Source organism: Paracoccus salsus (assembly GCF_021556615.1).
Classification (GTDB): Bacteria; Pseudomonadota; Alphaproteobacteria; order Rhodobacterales; family Rhodobacteraceae; genus Paracoccus; species Paracoccus salsus.
This window is the reverse complement of the sequence record NZ_JAKGGD010000002.1, coordinates 132,692-158,739: the sequence shown is the minus strand read 5'-3', so window position 1 is coordinate 158,739 and position 26,048 is coordinate 132,692. Positions and strand designations below refer to the sequence as shown.

Here is a 26,048-nt window from a genome sequence, read left to right as displayed (position 1 = left end):
ATTGGCGCATATCATCGTTGTGGGCAATGAGAAGGGCGGCTCGGGCAAGTCCACGACCTCGATGCACCTGACCACCGCGCTGGCCCGGATGGGCCATCGTGTCGGCGGGCTGGATCTGGATGTGCGCCAGCGCAGCTTCGGGCGCTATCTCGAGAACCGCGCCGCGTTTGCCGCGCGCGCGGGACTGGACCTTCCGATGCCGGTCATCGCCCATCTCGGGAAGGGCAGCGATCCGCTGAGCGCCGCGCTGGCCGAACTGGAGGCCAACTGCGATTTCATCCTGCTGGACTGTCCCGGATCGCACACGCAGCTGAGCCAGATGGCCCATAGCGTGGCCGACACGCTGGTCACGCCGATGAACGACAGTTTCATCGATTTCGACCTGCTCGCGCGGATGTCGCCCGAGGGCAAGGTGCTGGGTCCGTCGATCTATGCCGAGATGGTCTGGGCCGCGCGGCAGATGCGGGCCGAGGCCGGGGCGGGCCCGATCGACTGGCTGGTGATCCGCAACCGGCTGGGCACGCAGGCCATGCACAACAAGCGCAAGGTCGGCGGCGCGCTGACGACGCTGTCCAAACGGATCGGGTTCCGGGTCGCGCCGGGTTTCTCGGAGCGGGTGATCTTCCGCGAGCTGTTTCCTCGCGGTCTGACGCTTCTGGATCTGAAGGATATCGGCACCGAACAGCTGTCGATGTCGAATGTCGCGGCGCGGCAGGAATTGCGCGAACTGGTAAGCGAACTGAACCTGCCGGGCGTGACGGTCAGCTTCTGACGGGTTCGTGCGACCCTGTGCCTCTGGAAAATCCAAAGCGAACTGCTTAACTGCGCGGAAGGCCAGCGGTCCGGCATCGCTTGCCCATTCCGGTCACGTTCGGGTGACAGCGCGGCGCATCTCGTGGCGTTCGACATTGACGGGATGCGGGCGAGCCGGATTATCTGGCACGGCCCGTGCAGGCCAGAGAAAGTTCCGATGCGACATGTGTTCATCAGCCTGTTGACCGCCTTGCTGCTGGCTGCGCCCGTCGCAGCCGACGAGGTTCAGGGCGCGACGGCCGAACGCACGGTGCCATCGGTCACCGTGGCGGCTGCCGCGATCACGCCGGTGCAGGCGCGCGTGCCGGTGTCGGGAACCCTGGTCGCCCGGCAGCAGGTTCTGGTCTTCCCGCAGGTCACCGGGCTCGAAATCAGGCGGATCGACGCGGAAACCGGGGATGTCGTCGCAAAGGGTGCGGTGCTGGCGCAGCTTGCCACCGAGACGCTGTCCGCGCAGCTGGCCCAGGCCGAGGCCGAATACCAGCGCGCCGAGGCCGGCGTCGGACAGGCCCGCAGCAATATCGAGAGCGCCCAGGCGTCGCTGACGCAGGCCGTGACGGCGCTGGAGCGGGCGCGGCGGCTGCAGCAGGGTGGAAACGCCTCGCAGGCGGCGCTGGATCAGGCGGTCGCGGCCGAGGCCAGTGCGCGCGCAGCCGCCGCGTCGGCGGTTGACGGTCTCGCGGTGGCTCAGGCCGCGTTGGCACAGGCCGACGCGGCGCGGCGGATCGCCCGGCTGAACATGGACCGTGCGCGCATCGTCGCGCCCGTGGCGGGGATCGTCGTGGCACGCAACGCCGAACTTGGCGCATTGTCCGGAGGGTCGGTGGAACCGCTGTTCACGCTGATCGCCGATGGCGCGATCGAGATGGAGGCAGAGGTGATCGAAACGGCGCTTGGCGATGTTTCGGTGGGCGATCCAGCCGAAATGACCGTCGCCGGCCTGGGTCAGGTCGAGGGCGAGGTCCGGCTTGTGCCCGCCTCGGTCGATCCGGTCACCCGTCTGGGACTGATGCGGATCGCCTTGCAGCCCCGGCCGGGCCTGCGGATCGGCACTTTCGCAAGCGGTTGGGTCATAACCGCCCGCCGCGACGCGGTCACGGTGCCGGCCTCGGCGGTGCTGTCGGATGCCTCGGGCGACCGCGTCCAGGTTGTCCGCGAGGGCCGTGTCGGCAGTCGCAAGGTCAAGGCCGGTCTTCTGTGGCAGGACCGGCGCGAGATCGTCGATGGCCTGGCCGACGGCGAGATCGTCATGGCGCGGTCGGGAGCGTTCTTTCGCGATGGCGACCAGGTGCGCGCGGTCAGCCCTGCGCCGACAGATGGCCAGCCAGCGGGTGCGCTGGACCGCAACGCAGCCCCGAACGAAACCGCCAGCGTGGACCGGAACGCCGACGGGACTGGCCAGCCATGAACATGTCCACCTGGTCGATCCGGCATCCGGTTCCGCCGATCGCGCTGTTCCTTGTCCTGCTGGTGGTCGGGTTGTTCAGTTTCTCGCGGCTGCCGGTCACGGCGATGCCGAATATCGACCTGCCGATCGTCAGCGTCTCGATCAGCCAGCCCGGCGCGGCGCCCTCCGAGCTGATCGGCCAGGTGATTCAGCCGGTCGAGGACAGCATCGCCTCGGTCACCGGTGTGCGCCACATCACTTCGACGGCGACCGACAGCAGCGCCAGCATCACCGTCGAGTTCCAGCTTGAAACCGACAGCGACCGGGCCGTCAACGACATCAAGGACGCGGTCTCGAACGTGCGCGCAGAATTGCCCGAAAGCATCAGCGAGCCGATCGTCCAGCGCGTCGACGTGACCGGCTTTCCGATCCTGACCTATGCGGTCAGCGATCCGACCCAGTCCATCGAGGGATTGTCGAAATTCGTCGATGACGTCATCGGGCGGGAGTTGTCGAATGTCGACGGAGTCGCCAAGACCACCCGGATCGGCGGCGCGGAACGCCAGATCCGGGTCGATCTGGACCCCGACCGGCTGCTGGCGCATGGGACGACGGCGGCCGGAGTGTCCGACCAGCTGCGCGCCAAGAACATCGACATGGGCGGCGGCCGTGGCGATCTGGCCGGCACCGAGTATTCGATCCGCACGCTGGGGGCCGCCGACACGGTGGCGCAGCTGGCAGCGACCCCGATCGCCATCGGCAACGGCCGCACGATCCGCCTTGACCAGCTTGGCGCGGTGTCCGACGGGGCCAGCGACGAACGCGTCTTCGCGCTGCTGGACGCGCAGCCGGTGGTGGCTTTCGGCGTCTATCGCGGATCGGGTGAATCCGACCTGGGGGCGGGCGACGCCACCAAGGAAAAGCTGGAAGAGCTTCGCCAGCGCTATCCTGACACGCGGATCACCCTGATCGACGACAGCACGACCTATACCGCCGCCAGCTATCACAGCGCGATGGAAACGCTTTACGAAGGCGCGGCGCTGGCGGTGATCGTGGTCTTCCTGTTCCTGCGCAACTGGCGCGCCACGCTGATCGCGGCGGTGGCGCTGCCATTGTCCATCATCCCGACCTTCTTCGTCATGCACTGGCTGGGGTTCACGCTGAACGGCATCAGCCTGCTCGGGATCACGCTGGTCACCGGCATCCTGGTCGATGACGCCATCGTGGAAATCGAGAACATCGTGCGCCATATCGGCATGGGCTCGCCCCCCTATGAAGCCAGCGAGGAAGCGGCCAACGAGATCGGCCTGACGGTCATCGCGATCAGCTTCTCGATCGTTGCGGTGTTCGCACCGGTCAGTTTCATGGGCGGGATTCCGGGACAGTATTTCAAGCAGTTCGGCCTGACGGTCGCGGTATCGGTTCTGTTTTCGCTGCTGGTGGCACGGATCATCACGCCGATGATGGCGGCCTATCTCATGCGTGGCGCAGCCCATGACGAGGCGGCGCGCGACGGGCTGGTGATGCGCGGGCTGATCTCGGTGCTGCGCTGGACCATGCGGCATCGCGGATTGACCCTGCTGGCGGGGGTCGGCGTGTTCGCGGCCTCGATCTATTCGGCCACGCTGCTGCCGACCGAATTCATCCCGGCCTCGGATGTCGGGCGCAGCCAGATCAAGGTGGAGCTTCCGCCCGGCTCGACCATCTCGGAAACCGAGGACGCGTCCCGCCGCCTGACCCGGCAGATCAAGGAGGTCCCCGAGGTGCAGTCGGTCTTTGCCTACGGTGATGGATCGGACGTAACCACGGCACGGGTGATGATCAATTACGGGAAAAAGGACACGCGCGAGCGGTCGCAGTTCGCGCTTGAGGCCGAGCTTAAGGAGCGGCTGTCCGCGACACCGGACCTGCGGATCAATTTCCAGAACGAGAACGGTCAGAACGACCTGACCATCAGCGTCCTGGGCCAGACCGAGAAAGGCGCGGCGCTGGCCGCGCAACGGCTTGTGGCCGAGATGGCAAGGCTGCCCTCGCTGGAGGGCGTGAGCTCGTCGGCCAGCCTGCAGCGTCCTGAAATCCAGATCCGCCCCAAGCCCGAGATCGCGGCCCAGCTTGGCGTGACCGCCAGCGCGATCGCGACGACCCTGCGCGTGGCGACACTGGGCGATACCGAGGCGAATCTGGCCAAGTTCAACACCGGCGATGAGCAGCTGCCCGTCGTCGTGCGGCTGAACGAAGCGGCGCGCAGCGATCTGATGCAGGTCCAGAACCTGCGGGTGCCCAGCTCGTCCGGGCAGATACCGCTGGCGACGGTAGCCGATGTCAGGCTGTCGGCCGGCGCGACCGAGATCGGACGCTATGACCGACAGTATCAGACGACGGTCAGCGCCAATCTCGCGGATGGCGCACTGCTTGGTCCCGTCAGCGCGGAGGTGACCGAATTGCAGGGCCGGATCGAGATGCCGCCCGGCACGCGCATCCAGGCCGCGGGCGATGCCGAGATCATGGGCGAGGTGTTCGGCGCGTTCGGCACCGCCATGGGGGCCGGGATCATGCTGGTCTATGTCGTCCTGGTGCTGCTGTTCCACAATTTCGTGACCCCGGTCACGATCCTGCTGTCGCTTCCGCTGGCGATCGGAGGCGCGATCCTGGCGCTGTTCGTCACCGGCAATTCGATCAGCATGGCGGTGGTGATCGGGTTTCTGATGCTGATGGGGATCGTGACCAAGAACTCGATCATGCTGGTCGAGTTCGCGCTGACCTCGATGGCGGCGGGCACGCCCAAGCGCGAGGCGATCCTGGATGCCGTCCACAAGCGTGCGCGCCCGATCGTGATGACCACCATCGCGATGAGCGCGGGAATGGTCCCGTCGGCGCTGGCCGTGGGCGAGGGCGGCGAATTCCGCGCGCCGATGGCGATTGCCGTGATCGGGGGGCTGCTGCTGTCGACCGTGCTGTCGCTGCTGTTCGTGCCCTCTCTGTTTTCGGTCGTGCACGGGTCGCAGAGCCGGGTCTTTGGCTGGATCGGCCGCAGGGTCGGGCTGAACAGCGCCCGCAAGCTGCCGGCGGAATAGCCCGAGGAACCCCGACCCATCGCGCCGCATTGGGTCGGCGAACGCAGACCTGAAAGGAGGCCCTCATGGCCAGGATATTGATCATGGCGTCTGACGGTTACGAACAATCCGAGTTGCTGGTGCCCTTGGAAAAACTCGAGGCCGCCGGCCACGAGGTCGAGATCGCGGCACCGCTCGTCGGCGAGGTTCGCGCCTGGGACAGGGCCGATTGGGGCAGGTCGGTCAAGGCCGGCGTGAGCATCGGCGATGCCGTGGCCAGCGATTATGACGCCCTGGTGCTGCCGGGCGGTGTCATCAATCCGGACACGCTGCGCCATGACGAAAAGGCCATCGGCCTGATCCGCGATTTTGCCTCGGCCGCCAGGCCGATTGCCGCGATCTGCCACGCGCCGTGGTTGCTGATCGAAGCCGGGCTGGCAAAGGGCCGCAGGATGACCAGCTATGTCTCGATCCGCACCGATATCGGCAATGCCGGCGCGGACGTGGTCGATGAAAGCGTGGTGGTGGATCGCGGGGTGATTACCAGCCGCAATCCCGGTGACCTCGATGATTTCGTCGAGGCAATCAAGAAGGCGGTCGCCTGATATTGCGTCCCGCGATCGCCGGGGGACTTCGCGTCCCCCGGACCCCCTGCGGGATATGTCCGGACCGAAGACGCAAAAAGGGGCCCGCGACGACGGGCCCCCTGTTCGGTGTGTGCCGGTTCGTTTGGTCCGACAGGATCAGGCCAGCATGCCCATCGGATTTTCTAGATGCGACACGATCGCCTCCAGAACCTGTGCACCGAGCGCGCCGTCGATCACCCGGTGATCGACCGAGAGGGTCATCGACATCACGTTGCGGATCACCACCTCGTCGCCCTCGACCACGGGCGTCTTGATGCCCGCGCCGACCGCAAGGATCGCCCCGTGCGGCGGGTTGATGACCGCGTCGAAATTCTCGATCCCGAACATGCCCAGGTTGCTGATTGCGAAGCTGCCACCCTGGTATTCGTGGGGCGCGAGTTTCTTGTTCTTGGCGCGCCCGGCCAGGTCCTTCATCTCGGACGACAGCTTCGAAAGGGTCTTCATTTCGGCGTCCTTCAGAACCGGCGTGAAGAGACCGCCTTCGACGGCGACAGCGACGGCCACATCCGATGGCTTCAGCTTGATGATCCGGTCGCCAGCCCAGACGGCGTTGGCATCCGGCACCTGCTGAAGCGCCAGGGCGCAGGCCTTGATGACAAAGTCGTTGACCGACAGCTTCACGCCTCGGGCTTCGAGCTGCTTGTTCAGCGTCGCGCGCAACTTCATCAGTTCGTCAAGCTTCGCGGAGCGGCGCAGGTAGAAATGCGGGATCGTCTGCTTGGCTTCGCTGAGACGTGCGGCGATGGTGCGCCGCATGCCGTCCAGTTGCACTTCTTCTGTCTCGCGATCGGCATAGATGCGGGCGACGGCATCGGCGGATGCGGCCTTCGGGGCTTCGGCTGCGGCGGGTGCCGCCCTGGGGGCGTCGGCCTTGGCCGGGGCGGCGCCCGGCTTGGCGCCCTCGACATCCGCCTTCACGATCCGTCCGTGCGGGCCAGAGCCCTTGATGGCGGCCAGATCGAGGCCCTTTTCGGCGGCGATCCGGCGGGCCAGAGGCGAGGCGAAGATGCGATCGCCCTTGTCCGAGACGGGCGCGGGCGGGGCCTTGGTGGATGTGGCCTCGGCTTCTTTCGGGGCCTCTTTCGGGGCTTCTGCGTCGGCGTCGGGTGCGGCGGGCTTGCTGGCGGCGTCAGACGCGGTGTCACCGATATCGTCGGCCGACTCGCCCTCTTCCAGCAGGACGGCGATGGGCGTGTTCACCTTCACGCCCGCGCTGCCTTCCTCGACAAGGATCTTGCCGATCTTGCCCTCGTCAACGGCCTCGAACTCCATCGTGGCCTTGTCGGTTTCGATCTCGGCCAGGATGTCGCCGGATTTGACCTCGTCACCCTCTTTCACCAACCACTTGGCCAGCGTGCCTTCCTCCATCGTCGGAGACAGCGCGGGCATCAGGATTTCTGTCGGCATCTCGCGTTCCCCTTACTTGTAGGTGACTTTCTTCACCGCCTCGACGACTTCGGCCGGGGTGATGAGGGCATGTTTCTCGAGGTTGGCGGCATAGGGCATGGGAACGTCCTTCCCGGTGCAGTTGATCACCGGTGCGTCGAGATAGTCGAAGGCGTTTTCCATGATATGGGCCGAGATGTGATTGCCGATCGAGGCGACCGGAAAGCCTTCTTCGACCGTCACGCAACGATTGGTCTTCTTGACCGATTCGATGATCGTGCCATAGTCCAGCGGCCGCAGGGTCCGCAGGTCGATCACCTCGGCATCGATACCCTCTTCGGCCAGCTTGTCGGCGGCTTCCAGCGAATGCGCCATGCCGATGCCGAAGCTGACGATGGTCACGTCCTTGCCGGGCCGCGCGATGCGCGCCTTGCCGAAGGGGATGGTGAAGTCCTTAAGGTCCGGCACCTCGAAGCTGCGCCCGTAGAGGATCTCGTTCTCGAGGAAGATCACCGGGTTGGCATCGCGGATCGCCTGTTTCAGCAGCCCTTTCGCATCGGCGGCGCTGTAGGGGATGACCACCTTCAGGCCCGGGATCTGCGCGTACCAGGCGGAATAGTCCTGGCTGTGCTGGGCGGCCACGCGGGCGGCGGCGCCGTTCGGGCCGCGGAACACGATCGGGCAGCCCATCTGACCGCCCGACATGTAAAGCGTCTTGGCGGCAGAGTTGATGATGTGGTCGATCGCCTGCATGGCGAAGTTGAAGGTCATGAACTCGACGATCGGACGCAACCCGGCCAGCGCGGCGCCGGTGCCGATGCCGGCAAAGCCCATTTCGCTGATTGGCGTGTCCACCACGCGGCGCGCGCCGAACTTGTCCAGCAGGCCCTGGCTGATCTTGTAGGCGCCCTGGTATTCCCCGACTTCCTCGCCCATCAGGAAGACGGTGTCGTCGCGGGTCATCTCCTCTTCCATGGCCTCGCGCAATGCCTCGCGCACGGTCATGGTCTTCATCTTGGTGCCTTCCGGCCAGTCCGGGCTGCGGTCGGGTTCGGGCGCCTTGACCTCTTCGACGGCGGATTTCGAGGGCGCTTCCTCGGCTTTCGCCTCGGCGGGCTTGGCTTCGGATTTCGACACCTCGATATCGTCCGCGCTTTCGCCTTCCTCGACCATCACCGCGATCGGGGTGTTGACCTTCACGCCCTCCGTGCCTTCCTGGATCAGGATCTTGCCGAGGATGCCTTCGTCAACCGCCTCGAATTCCATCGTGGCCTTGTCGGTCTCGATCTCGGCCAGGATGTCGCCGGATTTGACCTCGTCGCCTTCCTTCTTCAGCCATTTCGCCAGCGTGCCTTCCTCCATGGTCGGCGACAGGGCGGGCATCAGGATTTCGGTAGCCATGTCTTGCTCACCCTCCCTCAGGCGTTTTCTTCAGCGCTGCCCTGGGGCAGTTCTGCGGCATAGATGTCGGTCCACAATTCGTCCAGCGCCGGCTCCGGGCTTTCCTTGGCGAATTCGGCGGACTCGTTGACGACTTCCTTGATCTCCTTGTCGATCGCCTTCAGGTCGTCCTCGCTGGCATGCTTGCCCTGAAGCAGCAAGTCGCGGACATGCTCGATCGGGTCGCGCTCGTCGCGCATCTTCTGCACCTCTTCGCGGGTGCGGTATTTTGCCGGGTCGGACATCGAGTGGCCGCGATAGCGATAGGTCATCACTTCGAGGATATAGGGACCCTTGCCCGCGCGGCAGTGCGTGACCGCCTTTTCGCCCGCGGCCTTCACGGCCAGCACGTCCATGCCATCGACCTGTTCGCCCGGGATACCGAAAGCCTCGCCGCGTCCGAACAGCGACGTGGACTTGGTCGAGCGCTTCATCGAGGTGCCCATCGCATACTGGTTGTTCTCGATCACGAACACGACCGGAAGGTCCCAAAGCTCGGCCATGTTGTAGGTCTCGTAGACCTGGCCCTGGTTGGCGGCGCCGTCACCGAAATAGGTGAAGGTGACGTTGTCGTTGCCCAGATACTTGTCGGCAAAGGCCAGTCCCGCACCCAGAGGCACCTGAGCGGCGACAATGCCGTGGCCGCCGTAGAAATGCTTTTCGCGGCTGAACATGTGCATGCTGCCGCCCTTGCCCTTGGAATACCCGCCCTCGCGGCCGGTCAGTTCGGCCATGACGCCCTTGGGGTCCATGCCGCAGGCAAGCATATGGCCGTGGTCGCGATAGCTGGTGATGCGCTTGTCGCCTTCCTTGGCCGCGGCCTCAAGCCCGACGACGACCGCTTCCTGCCCGATATACAGGTGGCAGAAGCCGCCGATCAGGCCCATGCCGTAAAGCTGGCCGGCCTTTTCCTCGAACCGGCGGATCAGCAGCATGTCGCGGTAATATTGAAGCAACTCGTCCTTCGAGCTGTTCGAAGGTGCCTCCTTTGCGGCGGCGGGTTTCCTGGCCATGCGGGTGTCCTCCTGGATGCCTGGTCGGAATAGTTCAGCGTTAAACTATCCGTAGCGCATCGCCTCGGGGGGTGCAATGCGCGAAACCGGGCCGCCCGCGCCGCGGCCAGGCGGGTTGTCAGCGCAGGAAAATCTCGTCGGCGCGGACCACTCCGAGGACGTCTCGCGCCCGCTCGTCCAGCAGATCCAGATCCAGATATTCGTCGGACAGACGGCGGGTCAGGTTCTGCATCCGGTCCACTTCGGCCCGCAGGCGGTCGCGTTCGGCGACAAGCTCGGTGGTCTCGGATTCGATCTGGATGCGGCGCAGGATGCCTGACGGCCCCTGCACGGCCGCGAATGCAAAATACAGCCCGAGCGCAAGCGTCAGCACAAAGAAGATCGTCGCGCTGATCGAAAGACGTTGTGACATTCCCGGTCGCCTAGCCTGTGCTGTCCTGCCCGATGTGGCCGCGATCATGCCACAGCCCGAGCGGCGGGGGAATCCCCGTCCTTCTCACTCATGGGCGCAAAAGATCGCGGCCAGCCGCGCCGCCTCGCCGGCAAGACCGAATGGCGGGTTCAGGACCCACATTCCCGAGCCGGTCATCGCATGGCCCGGCCTGGCAGGCGCGAAACCGACCTCCGAGCGCAGCGCATCGGGATGGGCCTTCATCAGCGTCTCAAGCATCGGATCGTGCCGCTTGTCGGCGAGGATCGGATACCACAGTGCAATGACACCAACATTCCATTTCCGCGCGATCTGGCCGATCTGGCGGGGGATGGCCGCGTAGTCTTCCTTGACCTCGTAGCTGGGGTCGATCAGCAGCATCCCGCGCCTTGGCGTCGGCGGACAAAGCGCCTGCGCCATCTGGAACCCGTCGCGCGGATATGTCGTCGCAAACCCCGCAACATCGGACAGCGCCGCGTATTCGGCGGGATGAAGTTCGGCAAGATCGGCGCGGTCGCCCGGGCGCAGGAAATATTCCGCGATCAGCGGCGATCCGGGATAGGCCGTCGCGCCATGGCGCATGCGAATCCGGGCGAGGGCGCGGCAAAGCGGGTGATCGGCGGGCAGCCAGCCCTGGGCCTCGGCGCGCAGGATGCCGGCAGTCGCCTCGCCGGTCTTGCGGGACTCTTCCGAATCCAGCCTGTAGAGACCGCGCCCGGCATGCGTTTCCAGATAGCTCAGCGGTTTGGCCTTGCGCGTCATGTAGTCAAGCGCGGCCGCCAGCAGGGCGTGCTTGTGCAGATCGGCCAGGTTTCCCGCGTGATAGGCGTGCTGATAACTGAGCATGGGACGCCATAGCGCCGTTCGCCCGCGATCGGAAGGGGCATCGGCGCAGCGGGTGGTGGACCTGGATGGGTCGCGGCGGCGCCCAGGGAGGAGGAAGGGGCGCCGCCGCTCAACGCTGGCCCAGGGAGGAGGGAGGGCCGCGTAGGGGGTGCGATGTCGGGCCCGGGAGGAGGAGAGGCCCACACCGCCAGCGAAGGACCATGGGAGGAGGAGAAGGTCCGTCGCATCGGGTTGCCGCAGATGAGGCGGCTATATGTTGCGGCGACCCCGGGGAGGAGGAGGGGGTCGCCGCCTGCACGATCGGGGCCTGGGGAGGAGAAAGGCCCGGTCGCGTGTTTTTGAGCGGCATCCTCCGGGGAGGAGGAGGGGAGGATGCCGCCAGTCCCGGCCCCAGGGAGGAGGAGCGGGGCGGGAAAGCGAATTCTTACTTCGACGAACCCCATGCCGCTTCATGCGCCAGGCGGGAGATCATCGAGCGGCTGATACCCAGGTCGTCAAGATCCCGGCTCGTCAGCGCATTCAGTTCGCGGACCGTCTGTCGATAGACGGCATTTCGCGCGCGGTTTTCCTGCAGACGCTGTATCGCTGCCAACAGGCGACCACGCACGCCGACTGCGGCGGCTTGTGTGTGGGCGATAACGGCCATGCTTCAATTCCTTTCGCATCTCTTCTGCGGTCAGCGCCCGGCCCGGATGGTCTGGCGCTTTCGTTGACACAAAGATGGGGCTGATGCTGCGGATGCACAATGGATCGTTTGGAAATGCTGCCATGCAGCAATCGCATGACTCGGAGCAGTCTGGCCAATGGTTAATATTGAATTAACGCGGAAATTTTACTCAGAAAATGTTTCAGCCGTTGATTTGGCAGGCCGGTAATCGGTTGTAGTGAAAGCGCTTGTCAGAATAGTGGGCAGCATGTCGCAGGAGGGTGGTTGCCGCTTCTTCAGGCATGCATCATGCTGCACGCGACACTCAACAAAGGTTCTGACATGACCGTGACCCGCGAAGTTGCCCTTGGGGAAATCTCTGATATCGCCCTGCCGGACGGTCGCACCCTGGCCGCAGCCGACCTTGTGCGCGCGATGACGGTCGAGGCTGGGACGGTCAGATTCGTGATCGAGGTGGCGGATGCCGACATGGCGCGCTCGCTGTCATCCGTCGAGGCAGAGGCGCGACGGCGGCTTGAGGCCCTGCCGGGGGTCGAGAAGGTCCAGATCGTCGTGACCGCCCCCGCAGGACGGCCGGCAGCCGGACCGGGCGGCCGCGAGGCGCCGCCGATGAAGATCGGTCGGCACCCCACCGGACAGGCGGGACCGCAGGCGATACCCGGCGTGAAGCACATCGTCGCGATCGGGTCGGGCAAGGGGGGCGTGGGCAAATCGACGGTCGCGTCGAATCTTGCGGTAGCCCTGGCCCGGGCCGGGCGTCGTGTCGGCCTGTTGGATGCCGATATATATGGGCCATCGCAGCCGCGCATGATGGGGGTGTCGGGACGACCGGCAAGCCCGGACGGTCAGCGGATCGAGCCCTTGCGTGCCCACGGCGTCACGCTGATGTCCATCGGACTGATGCTGAAGGAAGGCGAGGCGGTGGTCTGGCGCGGCCCGATGCTGATGGGCGCCTTGCAGCAGTTGCTGCAGCAGGTGAACTGGGGCGAGCTGGACGTCCTTCTGATCGACCTGCCGCCTGGCACCGGCGATGTACAGCTGTCGTTGTGCCAGAAGGCCGCCGTCACCGGCGCGATCATCGTCTCGACGCCGCAGGACGTCGCGCTGCTGGATGCGCGCCGGGCCATCGACATGTTCGACAAGCTGAAGACCCCGGTTCTGGGACTGATCGAGAACATGTCCAGCTATGTCTGCCCCAATTGCGGCCACGAGGCTCATCTGTTCGGACATGGCGGCGTGGCGGCCGAGGCGAAGGCGCTGGACCTGCCCTTCCTGGGAGAGTTGCCGCTGCATCTTGAGGTTCGGCTCTCGGGCGATTCGGGCACTCCGGTCGCATTGGGCGACGGCCCGACGGCGCATGCCTATGCCAGACTCGCCGAACGTCTTGTCCGTGACGGGGTGGCCTGAAAGGCCAGAGCACGCTTCGGCAGGGCCGGTGGGAATTCACCCCACCTTGGGCAAGAACGGCTCCCGCGGTTGTGATTCGCCGTGATGTTCCCATTGAAGGACGTGATTCAGGCGTTTGAATCGTCCTGACGCAGGCCGTTTGTCTCTTTTCTGGGAAAACGGGCCACCTCTGCCGTCCACGCATGCCTGTTCTACATATTGCGTGCCCGGCAGAGTAATATTCCAGAGGTTGTGTCTTGATTGCCGGTCGCGAGGGGGAATGGCCTGAGCGGGGCCGTTTTGACCGGATTTCGGGACCAGAGGTGGCGAAGAAATCCATTGCCTCCCATGAAATCCCATGTCACAACTGAATCACGAAGACGGGCAGCAAGGGGCATCAAGACCCCAAGAGGCGAAGCAGGTTTCATGCAGGCATCCGTTTTCCAAAAAGGTTCGACCGCGCGTGCGAGCAGCACCTGCCCCCAGGTGGCGCGCGACGGGACGAACACCCCCCGAAAGGGGCCCAGGCAATGGGAACGAGGGCGGCGGATCGGGCAGTGGCAGCGGCCCGATCCGCCCTTTCTCTTTCGGGCGGGCGAAAGGGGCGGGACAGTGAGGTCAGGCCGGCGTGGCTAGCAAGTTCAGGGGCACCGAGACCGTCAAGGTCGACAGCAAGGGCCGCATGTCGGTTCCTGCGCGGATGCGCAAGCAATTCGAACAATGCGACCCGGCCTTTGCGACTTCGAACACCGGTCGCGCGCAGCTTGTCGCCGTCTATGGTCCCGACTGGTGGAACTGGCTCGAACTCTACACGATCGAGGCCATCGAGACGATCGACCTTCAGATCGACCTGATGCAGCGCGGCAGCGTCGAAAGGCGCTGGCTGGAACAACTGATGAATGCGCAATCGGTCGATCTCGAGATCGACCGCGAGGGGCGGCTGATGCTGCCGCAGAAACTGCGCGAAAAGCTTGGTTTCGAAAACGGCGCCGAGGTCACATTCGCGGCCAGTGGCGACTATCTCAAGGTCTATCTGCCGGAATCGCCGCCCAAGGATATTCTCGAGGTCGAGGAATTCGCGGCATCGAAAGGGCCGGGTTTCGATCCGCGCAGCCTTGCGGGCCAGGCGGCCAATGGGGGCGAGGGCTGACCCATGGCCGACCCGCACATCCCTGTCCTGCTGAAGCCGCTGCTGAAAGCGGTCGAACCCGTTTGCGGCATCTGGCTGGACGGCACGTTCGGGGCGGGCGGCTATGCGCGCGGTCTGCTTGCGGCCGGGGCGGACCTGGTCATCGGCGTCGATCGAGATCCCGCCGTGCTTGCGATGGCGCAGGGCTGGGCCGGCGAGTATGCCGACCGGCTGCGGCTGGTCGAGGGCACATTTTCCGAACTGGACCGTCTGGCCGGACAACCGCTCGACGGGGTCGTGCTTGATCTGGGCGTCAGCTCGATGCAGCTGGATCAGGCCGAGCGCGGGTTTTCATTCCTGCGCGACGGCCCGCTGGACATGCGGATGGGCCAGGGGGGACCGTCTGCCGCCGACCTGCTGAACAGCGCGGACGAAGCGGTGATCGCGGATGTGCTTTTCCATTACGGCGAAGAGCGCGCCTCGCGCCGGATCGCCCGCGCGATCGTCGCCGCCCGCCCCCTGACGCGGACCGAACAACTGGCTGAAATCGTGGCCTCCTGCCTGCCGCGGCCGAAGCCCGGGCAGAGTCATCCGGCGACTCGCAGCTTCCAGGCCATCCGCATCTGGGTGAACGACGAATTCCGCCAGCTTGTCGATGGGCTTTCCGCCGCCGAGCGCGCCTTGAAGCCGGGCGGCAAACTGGCCGTCGTCAGCTTTCACTCGCTTGAGGACCGGATCGTCAAGCGGTTCATGCAGGCACGGTCGAACAGCGCCGGGGGCGGCAGCCGCTATGCCCCGGTGCCCGAGACCGCGCCGGCAGCCTTCCGCCTTCCGTTTCGCCGTGCCATCGGCCCGGATGCGGATGAAACGGCCGGCAACCCGCGCGCACGTTCGGCGCTGCTGCGCGTCGCCATCCGCACCGACGCGCCGGCCGCCGAGATCGACGCAGGTGCCCTGGCCATGCCGCGTCTGCCAGCGAAAGGGGGCAGCTGATGCGCTCTCTGACATATCTGCTGGTGACGCTGCTGGTGATGGGGCTGGCCTTCTGGGCCTATCGCGAGAATTACCGCACCCAGGCCGAGATCAGCGAGATGGGTCAGGTTCAGCGCGAGATCGCCGGCCTGCGCGACGATCTGGGCGTGCTGCGGGCGGAATGGGCCTATCTCAACCGGCCCGATCGCCTGCGCGAACTGGTCGATCTGAACTTTGAACGCCTGCAACTGGTGCCGGTCGAATCCGGCCAGTACATCGATCTGGGTCATGTCGACTACCCAAAGCCGCCTGCGCCGCCCGACGCCGATCCCGTCGAGAGGGCCGATTCCGAGGAGCAACAGCCATGATCCGCACCCCCTTGCGCCCGCTGGCCCGTATCCTTCGCGCCCGTGAACGCGGCGAGAACCCCGACGAGATCGAGGCCGAGAACCGACGCCGGCGGCACGAGGAAATCCAGGACAGGGCGCGCCGGCGGGCCGAAGGCCGGCTGGTGCTGATGGCGGCCTGTTTCGTGCTGGCTTTCAGCACGGTCGGGCTGCGGATGGGCGCGCTGGCATCCAGCGAACCCAGCGAGCCGCGCAGCCAGGTCCTGTCCGGCCAGATCATGTCGCAACGCGCCGACATCACGGACAGGCGCGGCCGCGTGCTGGCAACCAATCTGCTGACCCATTCGCTTTACGCCCATCCCCGCCAGATGGTTGACCCGATTGGCGCGGCGAAGGGCCTGGCGCAGATCTTTCCCGACCTGGAAGAAGCGCAGCTGGTCAAGGACTTTACCGGCGGCCGCAAATTCATGTGGATCAAGCGCAAGATCAGCCCCGAACAGATGCAGGCGGTCCACGATATCGGCGAGCCCGGGCTGCTGTTCGGCCCGCGCGAGATGCGCGTCTATCCCAACGGCGATGTCGCCAGCCATATTCTCGGCGGATCGGGCTTCGGCAACGAGGGTGTCAGCAGTGCCGAGGTGCTGGGTGTGGCGGGCGTCGAGAAGGCGTTCGACAACTGGCTGCGCGATCCGACGCATGACGGGGCGCCCTTGGCGCTTTCGATCGACCTGACGGTGCAGTCCGCGATGGAAGAGGTGCTGGGATCGGGCATGAAGCTGATGCGCGCCAAGGGCGCGGCCGGCATCCTGATGGAGGTCGAGACGGGCGAGATCGTCGCGATGGCCAGCCTGCCTGATTTCGATCCCAACGACAGGCCCCGGCCCTTGCTGAAGGGCGACCCCTCGGACAGCCCGCTGTTCAATCGCGCGGTGCAGGGCCAGTACGAGCTTGGCTCGACCTTCAAGATCTTCCCCGTTGCGCAGGCGCTGGACCTGAAATTGATCAACCCGAATTCGGGCATCAACTCCTCAAGCCCGATGAAGATCGGCAAGTATCGGATCCACGATTTCCACAACTACGGAAAAGAGCTGAGCGCGACGGATGTGATCGTGAAATCCTCGAACGTGGGCACGGTGCGGATCGCCCAGATGCTGGGGGTCGAGCGGCAGAAGGACTTCCTGGAAAAGCTGGGCCTGTTCGCGCCGACGCCGGTCGAGATGGTCGAGGCGCCCACCGGCCAGCCGCTGGTGCCGTCACGCTGGCCGGCGGTCACGTCGGCGACGGTGTCGTTTGGCCACGGGCTCGCCGCCAGCCCGCTGCATCTGGCCTCGGCCTATGCGACGATCGCAAACCACGGGAAGCGCGTGACGCCGACCTTGATCCACGGCCGCAAGCGCCCCGAGGGCGAGCAGGTCCTGTCGGCCCGCGCCGCAGAGATGGCGATCGGCATGTTGCGTCAGGTCGTGACGCGCGGCACCGCGCGCCAGGCCGAGGTCGAGGGCTACGAGGTCGCCGGCAAGACGGGCACCGCCGACAAGCCTCGTCCCAATGGCGGCTACTACAAGGACAAGGTGGTCGCGACCTTCGCCTCGGTCTTTCCGGCCAGCGATCCCCGATATGTGCTGATCGTCACCCTGGATGAGCCGTCGGCCCGCAGCGCAGGCGGTGGTGAAAGCCGGACGGCGGGGATGACCGCCGTGCCGGTCGCGGCCGAGCTGGTGCGCCGCCTGGCGCCGCTGGTCGGGCTGCCGGCCAGGACCGACGAAAAACTGCCGGCTATCGCTCCGCGTTTCCTGCCGCGTGTTGAACCCCAGCCTGCCGATGGGATAAAGCTCGTTTCGAGCAGATGACGGGTGAAACGGTGAGGCAGACCACGAAGACGCTGGCGCAGCTGGGGCTGCGGGCAAGGGATGGGCGCGATCCGGCCATCACCGGACTTTCCGTCGATAGCCGCACCGTCAAGCCGGGTCACCTGTTCGCGGCGCTGCCGGGGTCGGCACGGCACGGCGCCGAATTCATTCCCTACGCGCTTCGGATGGATGCGGCCGCGGTGCTGACCGATCGCGCCGGCGCCGAGATGGCGGCCGAGTCGCTGGCCGGCTGGTCGGGCGCGCTGGTGGTGGCCGAGGACCCGCGTGCCGCATTGGCGGGCGCCGCCGCGCTGTGGTTCGAGGTCCAGCCGGACCATGTCGTGGCCGTGACCGGCACCTCGGGCAAGACATCCGTCGCCAGCTTTACACGGCAGATTTGGCAGACGCTGGGGCACAAGGCGATCAGTCTTGGCACGATGGGCGTTCAGGGCGATTACGAGGCCAAGCTGGCCCATACGACGCCCGAACCCGTCACCCTGCATCGCGTGCTGTCCGAGGCAGCCCGGGCTGGCGTCACCCATGCCGCGATGGAGGCTTCCAGCCACGGGCTGGACCAGAGGCGGCTGGACGGCGTGCGGGTCGAGGCTGCGGCCTTCACCAATTTCAGCCAGGACCACCTGGACTACCATGCCGGCTTTGACGAATATTTCGCGGCCAAGGCATTGCTGTTCAACCATATTCTTGAAGATGGCGAAGCCGCCGTCATCAATGTCGATGGTGAGCGCGGTCGCCAGATGGCCGACATCGCCATGGATCGCGGCCTGGCGCTGACCAGTGTCGGCCACGGCGAGGCTGCGCTGCTGCGGATCCTGGGGCAGCGTTACGATTCGACCGGCCAGGATCTGCGATTCTCGCTCATGGGGCAGGCACACATGGTCCGGCTGCCGCTGATCGGCGGTTTCCAGGCTGAAAACGTGCTGGCGGCGGTGGGGCTGGTGCTGGCCTCGGGCGATCCGGCCGAGAGGGTGCTGCGGGCCCTTCCCGAACTGCAGACCGTGCGCGGCCGCATGCAGCTTGTCGCACAGCGCGAGAACGGCGCGGCAGTGTTCGTCGATTATGCCCACAAGCCCGGTGCGGTCATCGCGGCGCTGCAATCGCTGCGGCCGCATGTGATGGGCCGGATCATTTGCGTGATCGGCGCGGGTGGTGACCGTGACAAGGGCAAGCGCCCGCTGATGGGGCAGGCCGCGCGCGACCATGCCGACGTGGTGATCGTGACCGACGACAACCCCCGAACCGAGGACCCCGCAGCGATTCGCGCCGCAGTCATGGAGGGCGCGGGTCCCGAGGCGACCGAAGTGGGCGACAGGGCCGAGGCCATCCTGCGCGGCGTCGATGCGCTGCAACCGGGCGACGCGCTGCTGATCTGCGGCAAAGGCCACGAGACCGGCCAGGTCGTCGGCCATGATGTCTATCCGTTCGACGATGCCGAACAGGCCTCGGTCGCGGTCGCCGCGCTGGATGGCAGGATATGAGCCTCTGGACGGCCACTGACGCCGCCGCCGCGACCGGAGGACGGGCCCAGGGTCAGTGGACGGCCTCGGGTGTCTCGATCGATACGCGGACGATCAGCCCGGGCGATCTGTTCGTCGCGCTGAAGGATGTGCGCGATGGCCATGATTTCGTGGCGCAGGCCCTGGCGAGCGGCGCCTGCGCCGCGCTGGTTGACCATGTTCCCGACAATGTGCCCGCCGACGCGCCGCTGCTGATCGTGCCGGCGGTGCTGCCCGCGCTGCAGGATCTGGGCCGGGCGGGCCGGGCGCGGATGACCGGCAAGGTCGTCGCCATCACCGGCTCGGTCGGCAAGACCTCGACAAAGGACATGGCGCGGGTCGCGCTGACGGGACAGGGGCGGATTCATGCCGCCGAGGCGAGCTACAACAATCACTGGGGCGTGCCGCTGACGCTGGCCCGCATGCCGGCCGATACCGATTTCGCGATCGTCGAGATCGGCATGAACCATCCCGGCGAAATCGAACCCCTGTCGCGGCTGGCCCGCCCGCATGTCGCGCTGATCACCACCGTCGCCGCCGCCCATCTCGAAGCGTTCGGGGCAATCGACGGGATCGCGCGTGAAAAGGGCGCGATCTTCCTGGGGCTGGAACCCGCGGGCACCGCGATCCTGCCCGAGGACCTGCCCGTCACCCCGATCCTGCGCGACTGCGCGGACGCGGCGGGCGCCATCGTGCTGGGCTTTGGCCGAGAGGGAATGGCAAGGCTTGTGCATGCCAGGCCCGAGGCCGGCGCCTTGTCCTGCCGCGCCACGATCACCGGCGAGCCCGTCGATTTCACGTTGCGGACCACCGGCGCGCATTTCGCACTGAATGCCGTCGGCGTGCTGGCCGCCCTGTCGGCGGCCGGCGCCGATCTGGCAGAGTCGGCGCGGCATCTGGCCGACTGGCACCCGCCCCGGGGTCGCGGCGCCGTCGAGGAGTTGGGTTCCATCCGGCTGATCGACGATGCGTTCAACGCCAACCCGGCCTCACTGGCCGCGGGGCTGGCGACGTTGGCCGGACTCGAGGGTGGCCGGCGCGTGGCGATCCTCGGAGACATGCTGGAACTGGGCCCGGAGGAGATGATGATGCACCGAGCCGTGGCCGACGATCCGGCGATGAGAAAGGTCGATCTGGTGCACAGCGCGGGTGTGCGGATGCGGCATCTGCATGACGCCCTGCCGCCCGCCAAGCGTGGCGAATGGGCACGGGACGCGGCAGAACTGGCCGCACGGGTCGACGCGCTGGTCGCGCCCGGCGACACCGTTCTGGTGAAGGGGTCGAAATCCTCGAAGATCTCGACCGTTGTTGACGCCCTCAGGCATGCCCTGAACGAAGGGGATGCGTGATGCTGTATTGGCTGAGCAGCCTTTCCGAAGGGGGCGACCTCTTCAACCTGTTTCGATATATCACCTTTAGGGCGGGCGCGGCGTTCTTTACCGCACTGCTTTTCGGCTTCGTCTTCGGCCGGCCGCTGATCAATTACCTTCGGCGCACGCAGAAGAAGGGCCAGCCGATCCGCGATGACGGTCCGGAAGGCCATCTGGTCAAGGCCGGCACTCCGACCATGGGTGGCATCCTGATCCTGTCGGCGCTGTTTGTATCGACCCTGCTCTGGGCGCGTCTGGACACGGGCTTTGTCTGGATCGTGCTGACGGTGACGGCGGGCTATGCTGCGATCGGCTTTGCCGACGACTATTCCAAGGTCAGCAAACAGAACACCAGGGGCGTCCCGGGCCGGGTGCGCATGGCGCTTGGCCTGGCGCTGGCCTTCATCGCCTCGGGCTGGGCGATGTGGCTGCATCCATCGGACCTGACGGGCCAGCTTGCCATGCCGGTCTTCAAGGACGCGCTGATAAATCTGGGGCTGTTCTTCATCCCCTTCGCGATGCTGGTCATCGTCGGCGCCGCCAACGCCGTGAACCTGACCGACGGGCTGGACGGGCTGGCGATCATGCCGGTGATGATCGCCGCCGGCACGCTCGGCGTGATCGCCTACACGGTCGGGCGCGTCGATTTCAGCGAGTATCTGGGCGTTCACCATGTCCCGGGTTCGGGCGAGATCCTCATCTTCGTGGCCGCGCTGATCGGCGGCGGGCTGGGCTTTCTGTGGTATAACGCGCCACCCGCGGCGGTGTTCATGGGGGACACCGGATCGCTTGCCCTGGGCGGCGCGCTTGGCGCCATCGCGGTTGTCACCAAGCACGAGATCGTGCTGGCCATCGTTGGCGGCCTGTTCGTGGTCGAGGCGCTCAGCGTCATCATCCAGGTCCTGTATTTCAAACGCACCGGCAAGCGGGTCTTCCTGATGGCGCCCATCCACCACCATTTCGAGAAGAAGGGCTGGGGAGAGGCACAGATCGTGATCCGTTTCTGGATCATCGCGCTGATCCTTGCGTTGATCGGGCTTGCCACGCTGAAACTGCGCTGACCCATGGTCTGTTGCAGATGTCCTCGCGGGTCCGGAGGCAGACTGCCCCGGCGTTCAAGATCAGGTGTGCCGGATGATTGCGGTTCAAGGCGTTGAAAACCAGACTGTTGCCGTCCTCGGCCTTGGCCGTTCCGGCAAGGCCACGGTCGCGGCCCTGGCTGCGGGCGGCGCAACGGTCGTCGCGTGGGATGATGGCCACGACACCCGCGAGGCCGCCCGGGCCGAAGGGCTGCGCATCGTGGATCTGACCGATCCGGATGCCTGGCACGGCGTGACGGCGCTGATCACCTCGCCCGGCATTCCGCATCTCTATCCCAGACCACATCCCGCGATCGCGATGGCCTGCGCGCTGGGGGTGCCGGTCGACAACGATATCGGGCTGTTTTTCCGCAGCTATGCCACCCCCGACTGGGACGGGTTCGACCGGACGCCAAAGGTGATCGCGGTCACGGGTTCGAACGGCAAGTCCACGACGACCGCGCTGATCCACCATATCCTGAACGAATGCGGACGGCCGACCCAGATGGGCGGCAATATCGGCACCGGCGTGCTGTCCCTGCAGCCGGCTGTCGATGGCGAGGTCGTGGTGCTGGAACTGTCCAGCTATCAGACCGATCTGGCGCGCGCCCTGACGCCGGACGTGGCCGTCTTCACCAACCTGTCGCCCGATCATCTGGATCGCCATGCGGGCCTTGGCGGATATTTCGCGGCCAAGCGTCGCCTGTTTGCCGAAGGCGGCCCGGATCGCGCGGTGATCGGTGTCGACGAACCCGAGGGGCTGTATCTGGCGGGCCAGTTGCAGATGGGCCCCGCCGATGACCGGGTGATCCGCATTTCGGCGGGACAGAAACTGGATCGCGGTGCCTGGTCGGTCTTTGCCCGCAAGGGTTTTCTGGCCGAATACCGCAAGGGACGTCAGGCCGGCTCGATCGACATGCGCCAGATCGGCGGATTGCCGGGCGCCCACAACCATCAGAATGCCTGTGCCGCCTATGCGGCCTGCCGCGCCGTGGGGCTGGCCCCGCGCGAGATCGAGGCTGCCTTCCGCAGCTTCGCGGGACTGCCTCATCGTAGCCAGCTTGTGGCGGAAATCGGTGGTGTGCGGTTCGTCAATGACAGCAAGGCGACCAATGTCGATGCCGCCGCCAAGGCCCTGCAGGCCTTTGACCGGATCCGCTGGATCGCGGGGGGGCTGGGCAAGGATGGCGGCATCGCGGCCCTGGTTCCACATCTGGGCCGGGTGTCGAAGGCCTATCTGATCGGGCATTCGGCCCGCGACTTTGCGCTGGAAATCGGCCAGACCCCGCACGAGATCGCCGAGACGATGGACCAGGCCGTATGTCGCGCCGCCGCCGAAGCCCAACCCGGCGACACCGTGTTGCTGGCTCCGGCAGCCGCCAGTTTCGACCAGTATGCGGATTTCGAAAAGCGCGGCGAGCATTTCACCGCGCTGGTCGAAGCCCTGCAAAGGCGCTGATCGGCGTCAGGCGTCGATTTCGACCTTGCCCATCGGGTTGGAGCAGCAGGCGAGGATCCAGCCTTCCTCGATGTCCTCGTCGCTGATGCCGCCATTGTGGACCATGTGCACGTCGCCCGACAGCTTGCGGACCTTGCAGGTTCCGCACAGGCCGAAGGTGCATCCTGACGGGATGTTCAGGCCCGACCGCTTGGCGACGGAAAGGACCGTGTCGGTCTCGTGGCAGGTTGCAACCACCTCGCTGGCGGCAAAGCGGATCTGCGCCTTGGCATCGTCGTCCAGGATGACGTCATCGATGACCGGAGCCTCGGCCTCGGTCGCGATCGGCGCGCCAAAGCTCTCCTGGTGGTAATGCTCCATGTCGTAGCCAAGCGAGATCAGCATTTCGCGGACCGCCTGCATGAAGGGCTCGGGTCCGCAGCAAAAGACCTCGCGTTCCAGATAGTCCGGCGCCATCAGGCCCAGCATGATCTGGCTGAGACGTCCATGAAAGCCCGGCCACGCCTTGAACGGCTCGGGCTCTTCCACGGTCAGGCGCAACTGCAGGCCGGGAACGCGGTTCGCCAGTTGCTGAAGCCGGTCGCGGAAGATCATGTCCGAAGGACGCCGCGCGGCATGGACGAAGACGATGTCGGGCATCTCGCCCGAATCCCACGCCCAGGTCGTCATCGACATCATCGGGGTGATCCCCGACCCGGCCGAGATGAGCAGGTATTTCTTCGCGGGGTGCCGGTGAAAGCTGAAGATGCCCGAGGGTCCGTAGGCGCGGATCCTCATGCCGGGCTTCATGTGATCCATCATCCAGCGAGTCGCGACCGAAGTGGCATGCGCCTTGGCCGTGACCGAGATCGACAGCGGCCGCGACGGAGACGACGACATCGTATAGGTGCGCTGGACGTTCCCCGCCTCGCCCCGGGAGGGATCGACAGGCAGATCCAGCGTGATGAACTGGCCCGGCTCATAGTCGAACCAGGCCCCCGACGGGGACCGGAAGGTGAAGGTCCAGGTATCGGGGGTCTCGGGCACGATCTGGGTGCATTCCAGCATCTCGGAATCGTCCCATGGCTCGGCGGCCCAGTTCCTGCGCGGCTTCTTCATCGTCTTCTCACTCTGCTGCGGTCTGCAATCCCAGACGGCTGGCCATCAGGCCGCAATACCAGTCGACCAGGTGGATCACGCCTGCTTCCTGGTTGGGCGAATAGGGACCCGGCTCATAGGCAGGCGACAGGACGCCGGCCTGGTTTTCCTCGACCACCTGACGGTCCTCGTCATTGGTTGCGAGCCAGACCTCGGTCAGTTTCTGCAGGTCGTAATCCTTGCCCTCGACGGCGTCCTTGTGGACAAGCCACTTGGTCGTGACCTCGGTTTCCATCGGGCTGATCGGCAGGATGCGGAAAACGATGGCGTGATCGGGCAGGAAGTGGTTCCAGCTGGACGGGAAATGATAGAACATCAGGCTGCCGGCGTCATTCCAGGGAATGGTGCCCATCCGCATCGCAACAGCGGCACGGGTCGACATGGTAAAGCTTTCGGCATTGTCCATCAGCGGGACACGGGCCATGCGCCACTGCATGTCGGGCGCGTTGACAAAGCGCGAAGGCAGGTTTGCAGCGTCGCAGCGATCCCAGTGTTGCAGGATCTCGCTGCTGGCGGCATTCGGGCCTTCCATCACCGTCATCTGCGGGTCGTCCGAATAGGTCCGGCACAGGGACGGGTGGCTGCCACCGCAGTGATAACACTCGCGGTTGTTCTCCATCACCAGCTTCCAGTTGCCCTTCTCGACGATCGTCTGGCTGAACGCGACCTTGGCATCGGCCAGCCCGCTGGGGGCGGCATAGCGCATCAGGTTCTGGGCAAGATCGTTGATCGCCGGCGGCACCTTGGCCACGCAGACAAAGATCATGCCGCCGATATCGACGCAATGCACAGGCTTCAGACCGTGTTTGGAGGCGTCGAAGCCTTCGCCCATGTCGCGTGCATAAAGCAGCTTGCCGTCCAGGTCGTAGGTCCACTGGTGATAGGGGCAGACCAGCTTGGGATTGCTGCCCGAAGCCTTTGAACAGAGCCGCTGGCCCCGGTGGCGACAGACATTGTGGAACGCCCGGACGCGGCCGTCGGAGCCGCGAACGATGATGACGGGGTATTCGCCCAGTTGCAGCGTCGCGAAGTTTCCGGATTTCGGGATCTCGCAGGCCGGGATGGCGAAAACCCACTCGCGATACCAGATCTGTTCCAGATCGTCGCGAAGGGCGTCCTGCCCGCAATAGAGGTCGCGGGGAAGCGAGTAGCCGGGCTTGCGCTGAGAGATCAGCTCGGCTGTAGAGGTCGTGTGGTTCATATCGCACCTGCCTTCGATGGCGCTGTCCTGGATTTTCGCCAACCTAAACCTGCTGCGCGCAGGCAACGGACGATTTGCGACCTCAAGACCTTCAATTCAGACATGAGCGCGCGGCCGCGATGACAAAGACGTCACCGCGGCTTTCGCGCCACATCTGCGTCCCGCCGCGGGACGCGGCTGCATGTTTCTGATCTTGCGGCGTTTCATGCCGATTCCACAAGCAAGATGCCTGATGGATCGCGCGGTGACATCGGTCGGCGGAACGCGGGCGCGATTCGGAGCGCCCGAAATCGCCAAGGCAACGGGCGCATGGGCCTGGCCCCGCAGTCATCCTGGGCTGATGAAGCCAGTGGCCTCGCGGCAATCGCGGATGAAAGAGGCCGCGCTCGGGGACGATCGCACCCCGCTGATGGTGCCCCGATCGCAAGGGGTTCGCCGAACGAGGCCGCGGCGGCGGATCATGCCCGCCATTTCGGTGGGACGCTGGCCAGCCACGACGACACCAGCCGTGATGCGCACCCCAAGGGGCCGGCCGTTCATGTCGCGCGATCGGTGGCCGTGGCCGCCGCGCGGTCGGGTTTCCGGCCGCGTTGCCGCGACCGCTACATCTGATCGATCAGATCCAGCGTCTCGGGAGGCAGCTGATCCTCGCGTATGGTGAAGATCTGGCTGTGCTGCTGGCTATCGGTCACGGTGATCCGGTAGGTCAGGCGATCGGCGCAGGTCGTGCAGGGCTTGTCTGCCAGCAGGGCCAGCTGATCGGGTTCGAAGGCCTCGCACAATTCCTGCCGCATCGGCTCGGCCTGCTGGTCCACATCAATGCGCTTGTGCGACGCAGCGGCGGCGATGCCGCCGAACCCGCCCTCTGCCGCGATTTCAATGATCATGGCGACACATCCGCCCAAAATTGCACTCATGGCGA

Annotated in this window: 22 protein-coding genes; 13 read left to right on the top strand and 9 right to left on the bottom strand. The window is 65.7% G+C overall.

Annotated elements, in window-relative coordinates; genetic code table 11:
• Position 1 precedes the first annotated feature (1 nt).
• The 4 genes from L1965_RS04060 to L1965_RS04045 all read left to right on the top strand — a co-directional run bounded on the left by L1965_RS04060 (position 2) and on the right by L1965_RS04045 (position 5,858).
• Positions 2-772: a division plane positioning ATPase MipZ gene (locus L1965_RS04060; protein ID WP_235755135.1), complete on the top strand. Its 771-nt coding sequence runs from the start codon at positions 2-4 to the stop codon at positions 770-772.
• A gap of 198 nt (positions 773-970) precedes the next feature.
• Positions 971-2,221 carry an efflux RND transporter periplasmic adaptor subunit gene (locus L1965_RS04055; RefSeq protein ID WP_235755134.1) on the top strand — a complete coding sequence of 417 codons (1,251 nt, stop codon included), beginning with the start codon at positions 971-973 and terminating at the stop codon, positions 2,219-2,221.
• The gene (locus L1965_RS04050; RefSeq protein ID WP_235755133.1) at positions 2,218-5,274 is read left to right on the top strand and encodes an efflux RND transporter permease subunit; all 3,057 of its coding nucleotides are present in this window, start codon (positions 2,218-2,220) and stop codon (positions 5,272-5,274) included. The genes L1965_RS04055 and L1965_RS04050 overlap by 4 nt, the downstream gene beginning before the upstream one ends.
• A gap of 65 nt (positions 5,275-5,339) precedes the next feature.
• On the top strand, positions 5,340-5,858 hold the full coding sequence (locus tag L1965_RS04045; RefSeq protein WP_235755132.1) for a type 1 glutamine amidotransferase domain-containing protein: 519 nt from the start codon (positions 5,340-5,342) through the stop codon (positions 5,856-5,858).
• 138 nt (positions 5,859-5,996) lie between these two features.
• On the opposite strand, the gene L1965_RS04040 is transcribed toward L1965_RS04045, so the two are convergent.
• The 6 genes from L1965_RS04040 to L1965_RS04015 all read right to left on the bottom strand — a co-directional run bounded on the left by L1965_RS04040 (position 5,997) and on the right by L1965_RS04015 (position 11,661).
• Positions 5,997-7,307 (bottom strand): pyruvate dehydrogenase complex dihydrolipoamide acetyltransferase, encoded by a 1,311-nt coding sequence (locus tag L1965_RS04040; protein ID WP_235755131.1) that lies wholly within the window; start codon positions 7,305-7,307, stop codon positions 5,997-5,999.
• A 12-nt stretch (positions 7,308-7,319) separates the two neighbouring features.
• A complete protein-coding gene (locus L1965_RS04035; RefSeq protein ID WP_235755130.1) occupies positions 7,320-8,687 on the bottom strand; it encodes a pyruvate dehydrogenase complex E1 component subunit beta in 1,368 nt (455 codons plus the stop codon).
• A gap of 17 nt (positions 8,688-8,704) precedes the next feature.
• Complete coding sequence (gene pdhA / locus L1965_RS04030; protein ID WP_235755129.1) at positions 8,705-9,739, bottom strand: pyruvate dehydrogenase (acetyl-transferring) E1 component subunit alpha; 1,035 nt, start codon at positions 9,737-9,739, stop codon at positions 8,705-8,707.
• Between the two features lie 118 nt (positions 9,740-9,857).
• On the bottom strand, positions 9,858-10,151 hold the full coding sequence (locus L1965_RS04025) for an FtsB family cell division protein (protein ID WP_235755128.1): 294 nt from the start codon (positions 10,149-10,151) through the stop codon (positions 9,858-9,860).
• 84 nt (positions 10,152-10,235) lie between these two features.
• Entirely contained in the window at positions 10,236-11,015 is a 780-nt protein-coding gene (gene rlmJ / locus L1965_RS04020; RefSeq protein WP_235755127.1) for a 23S rRNA (adenine(2030)-N(6))-methyltransferase RlmJ, read from the bottom strand.
• A 424-nt stretch (positions 11,016-11,439) separates the two neighbouring features.
• Entirely contained in the window at positions 11,440-11,661 is a 222-nt protein-coding gene (locus L1965_RS04015) for a DUF1127 domain-containing protein (protein WP_235755126.1), read from the bottom strand.
• Positions 11,662-12,003: 342 nt separating this feature from the next.
• Between L1965_RS04015 and L1965_RS04010 the strand changes: the two genes are divergently transcribed.
• The 9 genes from L1965_RS04010 (at position 12,004) to murD (ending at position 22,788) form a co-directional block, all read left to right on the top strand.
• Positions 12,004-13,089 carry an Mrp/NBP35 family ATP-binding protein gene (locus tag L1965_RS04010; RefSeq protein ID WP_235755125.1) on the top strand — a complete coding sequence of 362 codons (1,086 nt, stop codon included), beginning with the start codon at positions 12,004-12,006 and terminating at the stop codon, positions 13,087-13,089.
• A 607-nt stretch (positions 13,090-13,696) separates the two neighbouring features.
• The gene (locus tag L1965_RS16100) at positions 13,697-14,218 is read left to right on the top strand and encodes an MraZ-related protein (protein WP_235755124.1); all 522 of its coding nucleotides are present in this window, start codon (positions 13,697-13,699) and stop codon (positions 14,216-14,218) included.
• A 3-nt stretch (positions 14,219-14,221) separates the two neighbouring features.
• Complete coding sequence (gene rsmH / locus L1965_RS04000; RefSeq protein WP_235755123.1) at positions 14,222-15,190, top strand: 16S rRNA (cytosine(1402)-N(4))-methyltransferase RsmH; 969 nt, start codon at positions 14,222-14,224, stop codon at positions 15,188-15,190.
• Positions 15,190-15,537 carry a cell division protein FtsL gene (ftsL, locus tag L1965_RS03995; protein ID WP_235755122.1) on the top strand — a complete coding sequence of 116 codons (348 nt, stop codon included), beginning with the start codon at positions 15,190-15,192 and terminating at the stop codon, positions 15,535-15,537. Before rsmH ends, ftsL begins: the two co-directional genes overlap by 1 nt.
• On the top strand, positions 15,534-17,366 hold the full coding sequence (locus L1965_RS03990) for a peptidoglycan D,D-transpeptidase FtsI family protein (protein ID WP_235755121.1): 1,833 nt from the start codon (positions 15,534-15,536) through the stop codon (positions 17,364-17,366). Before ftsL ends, L1965_RS03990 begins: the two co-directional genes overlap by 4 nt.
• 11 nt (positions 17,367-17,377) lie before the next feature.
• A complete protein-coding gene (locus tag L1965_RS03985) occupies positions 17,378-18,862 on the top strand; it encodes a UDP-N-acetylmuramoyl-L-alanyl-D-glutamate--2,6-diaminopimelate ligase (RefSeq protein WP_439332044.1) in 1,485 nt (494 codons plus the stop codon).
• Positions 18,859-20,229, top strand: coding sequence for a UDP-N-acetylmuramoyl-tripeptide--D-alanyl-D-alanine ligase (locus L1965_RS03980; RefSeq protein ID WP_235755119.1), 1,371 nt, complete (start codon positions 18,859-18,861; stop codon positions 20,227-20,229). Before L1965_RS03985 ends, L1965_RS03980 begins: the two co-directional genes overlap by 4 nt.
• Positions 20,229-21,311 (top strand): phospho-N-acetylmuramoyl-pentapeptide-transferase, encoded by a 1,083-nt coding sequence (gene mraY / locus L1965_RS03975; RefSeq protein ID WP_235755118.1) that lies wholly within the window; start codon positions 20,229-20,231, stop codon positions 21,309-21,311. Before L1965_RS03980 ends, mraY begins: the two co-directional genes overlap by 1 nt.
• 73 nt (positions 21,312-21,384) lie before the next feature.
• Positions 21,385-22,788, top strand: a complete 1,404-nt coding sequence (gene murD, locus L1965_RS03970; RefSeq protein ID WP_235755117.1) for a UDP-N-acetylmuramoyl-L-alanine--D-glutamate ligase — start codon at positions 21,385-21,387, stop codon at positions 22,786-22,788.
• A 6-nt stretch (positions 22,789-22,794) separates the two neighbouring features.
• On the opposite strand, the gene L1965_RS03965 is transcribed toward murD, so the two are convergent.
• The 3 genes from L1965_RS03965 to L1965_RS03955 form a co-directional block, all read right to left on the bottom strand.
• Positions 22,795-23,886 carry an FAD-binding oxidoreductase gene (locus L1965_RS03965; protein ID WP_235755116.1) on the bottom strand — a complete coding sequence of 364 codons (1,092 nt, stop codon included), beginning with the start codon at positions 23,884-23,886 and terminating at the stop codon, positions 22,795-22,797.
• Positions 23,887-23,893: 7 nt separating this feature from the next.
• The gene (locus tag L1965_RS03960; RefSeq protein WP_235755115.1) at positions 23,894-25,126 is read right to left on the bottom strand and encodes an aromatic ring-hydroxylating oxygenase subunit alpha; all 1,233 of its coding nucleotides are present in this window, start codon (positions 25,124-25,126) and stop codon (positions 23,894-23,896) included.
• A 602-nt stretch (positions 25,127-25,728) separates the two neighbouring features.
• Positions 25,729-26,013: a protealysin inhibitor emfourin gene (locus tag L1965_RS03955; RefSeq protein WP_235755114.1), complete on the bottom strand. Its 285-nt coding sequence runs from the start codon at positions 26,011-26,013 to the stop codon at positions 25,729-25,731.
• Positions 26,014-26,048 lie beyond the last annotated feature (35 nt).

Bases quoted from the DNA above. Each gene is read 5' to 3' on its own strand.
- L1965_RS04055 (WP_235755134.1), top strand. From the start codon at position 971: ATGCGACATGTGTTCATCAGCCTGTTGACCGCCTTGCTGCTGGCTGCG.
- L1965_RS04050 (WP_235755133.1), top strand. From the start codon at position 2,218: ATGAACATGTCCACCTGGTCGATCCGGCATCCGGTTCCGCCGATCGCG.
- L1965_RS04045 (WP_235755132.1), top strand. From the start codon at position 5,340: ATGGCCAGGATATTGATCATGGCGTCTGACGGTTACGAACAATCCGAG.
- L1965_RS04040 (WP_235755131.1), bottom strand. From the start codon at position 7,307: ATGCCGACAGAAATCCTGATGCCCGCGCTGTCTCCGACGATGGAGGAA.
- L1965_RS04035 (WP_235755130.1), bottom strand. From the start codon at position 8,687: ATGGCTACCGAAATCCTGATGCCCGCCCTGTCGCCGACCATGGAGGAA.
- pdhA (WP_235755129.1), bottom strand. From the start codon at position 9,739: ATGGCCAGGAAACCCGCCGCCGCAAAGGAGGCACCTTCGAACAGCTCG.
- L1965_RS04025 (WP_235755128.1), bottom strand. From the start codon at position 10,151: ATGTCACAACGTCTTTCGATCAGCGCGACGATCTTCTTTGTGCTGACG.
- rlmJ (WP_235755127.1), bottom strand. From the start codon at position 11,015: ATGCTCAGTTATCAGCACGCCTATCACGCGGGAAACCTGGCCGATCTG.
- L1965_RS04015 (WP_235755126.1), bottom strand. From the start codon at position 11,661: ATGGCCGTTATCGCCCACACACAAGCCGCCGCAGTCGGCGTGCGTGGT.
- L1965_RS04010 (WP_235755125.1), top strand. From the start codon at position 12,004: ATGACCGTGACCCGCGAAGTTGCCCTTGGGGAAATCTCTGATATCGCC.
- rsmH (WP_235755123.1), top strand. From the start codon at position 14,222: ATGGCCGACCCGCACATCCCTGTCCTGCTGAAGCCGCTGCTGAAAGCG.
- ftsL (WP_235755122.1), top strand. From the start codon at position 15,190: ATGCGCTCTCTGACATATCTGCTGGTGACGCTGCTGGTGATGGGGCTG.
- L1965_RS03990 (WP_235755121.1), top strand. From the start codon at position 15,534: ATGATCCGCACCCCCTTGCGCCCGCTGGCCCGTATCCTTCGCGCCCGT.
- L1965_RS03980 (WP_235755119.1), top strand. From the start codon at position 18,859: ATGAGCCTCTGGACGGCCACTGACGCCGCCGCCGCGACCGGAGGACGG.
- mraY (WP_235755118.1), top strand. From the start codon at position 20,229: ATGCTGTATTGGCTGAGCAGCCTTTCCGAAGGGGGCGACCTCTTCAAC.
- murD (WP_235755117.1), top strand. From the start codon at position 21,385: ATGATTGCGGTTCAAGGCGTTGAAAACCAGACTGTTGCCGTCCTCGGC.
- L1965_RS03965 (WP_235755116.1), bottom strand. From the start codon at position 23,886: ATGAAGAAGCCGCGCAGGAACTGGGCCGCCGAGCCATGGGACGATTCC.
- L1965_RS03960 (WP_235755115.1), bottom strand. From the start codon at position 25,126: ATGAACCACACGACCTCTACAGCCGAGCTGATCTCTCAGCGCAAGCCC.
- L1965_RS03955 (WP_235755114.1), bottom strand. From the start codon at position 26,013: ATGATCATTGAAATCGCGGCAGAGGGCGGGTTCGGCGGCATCGCCGCC.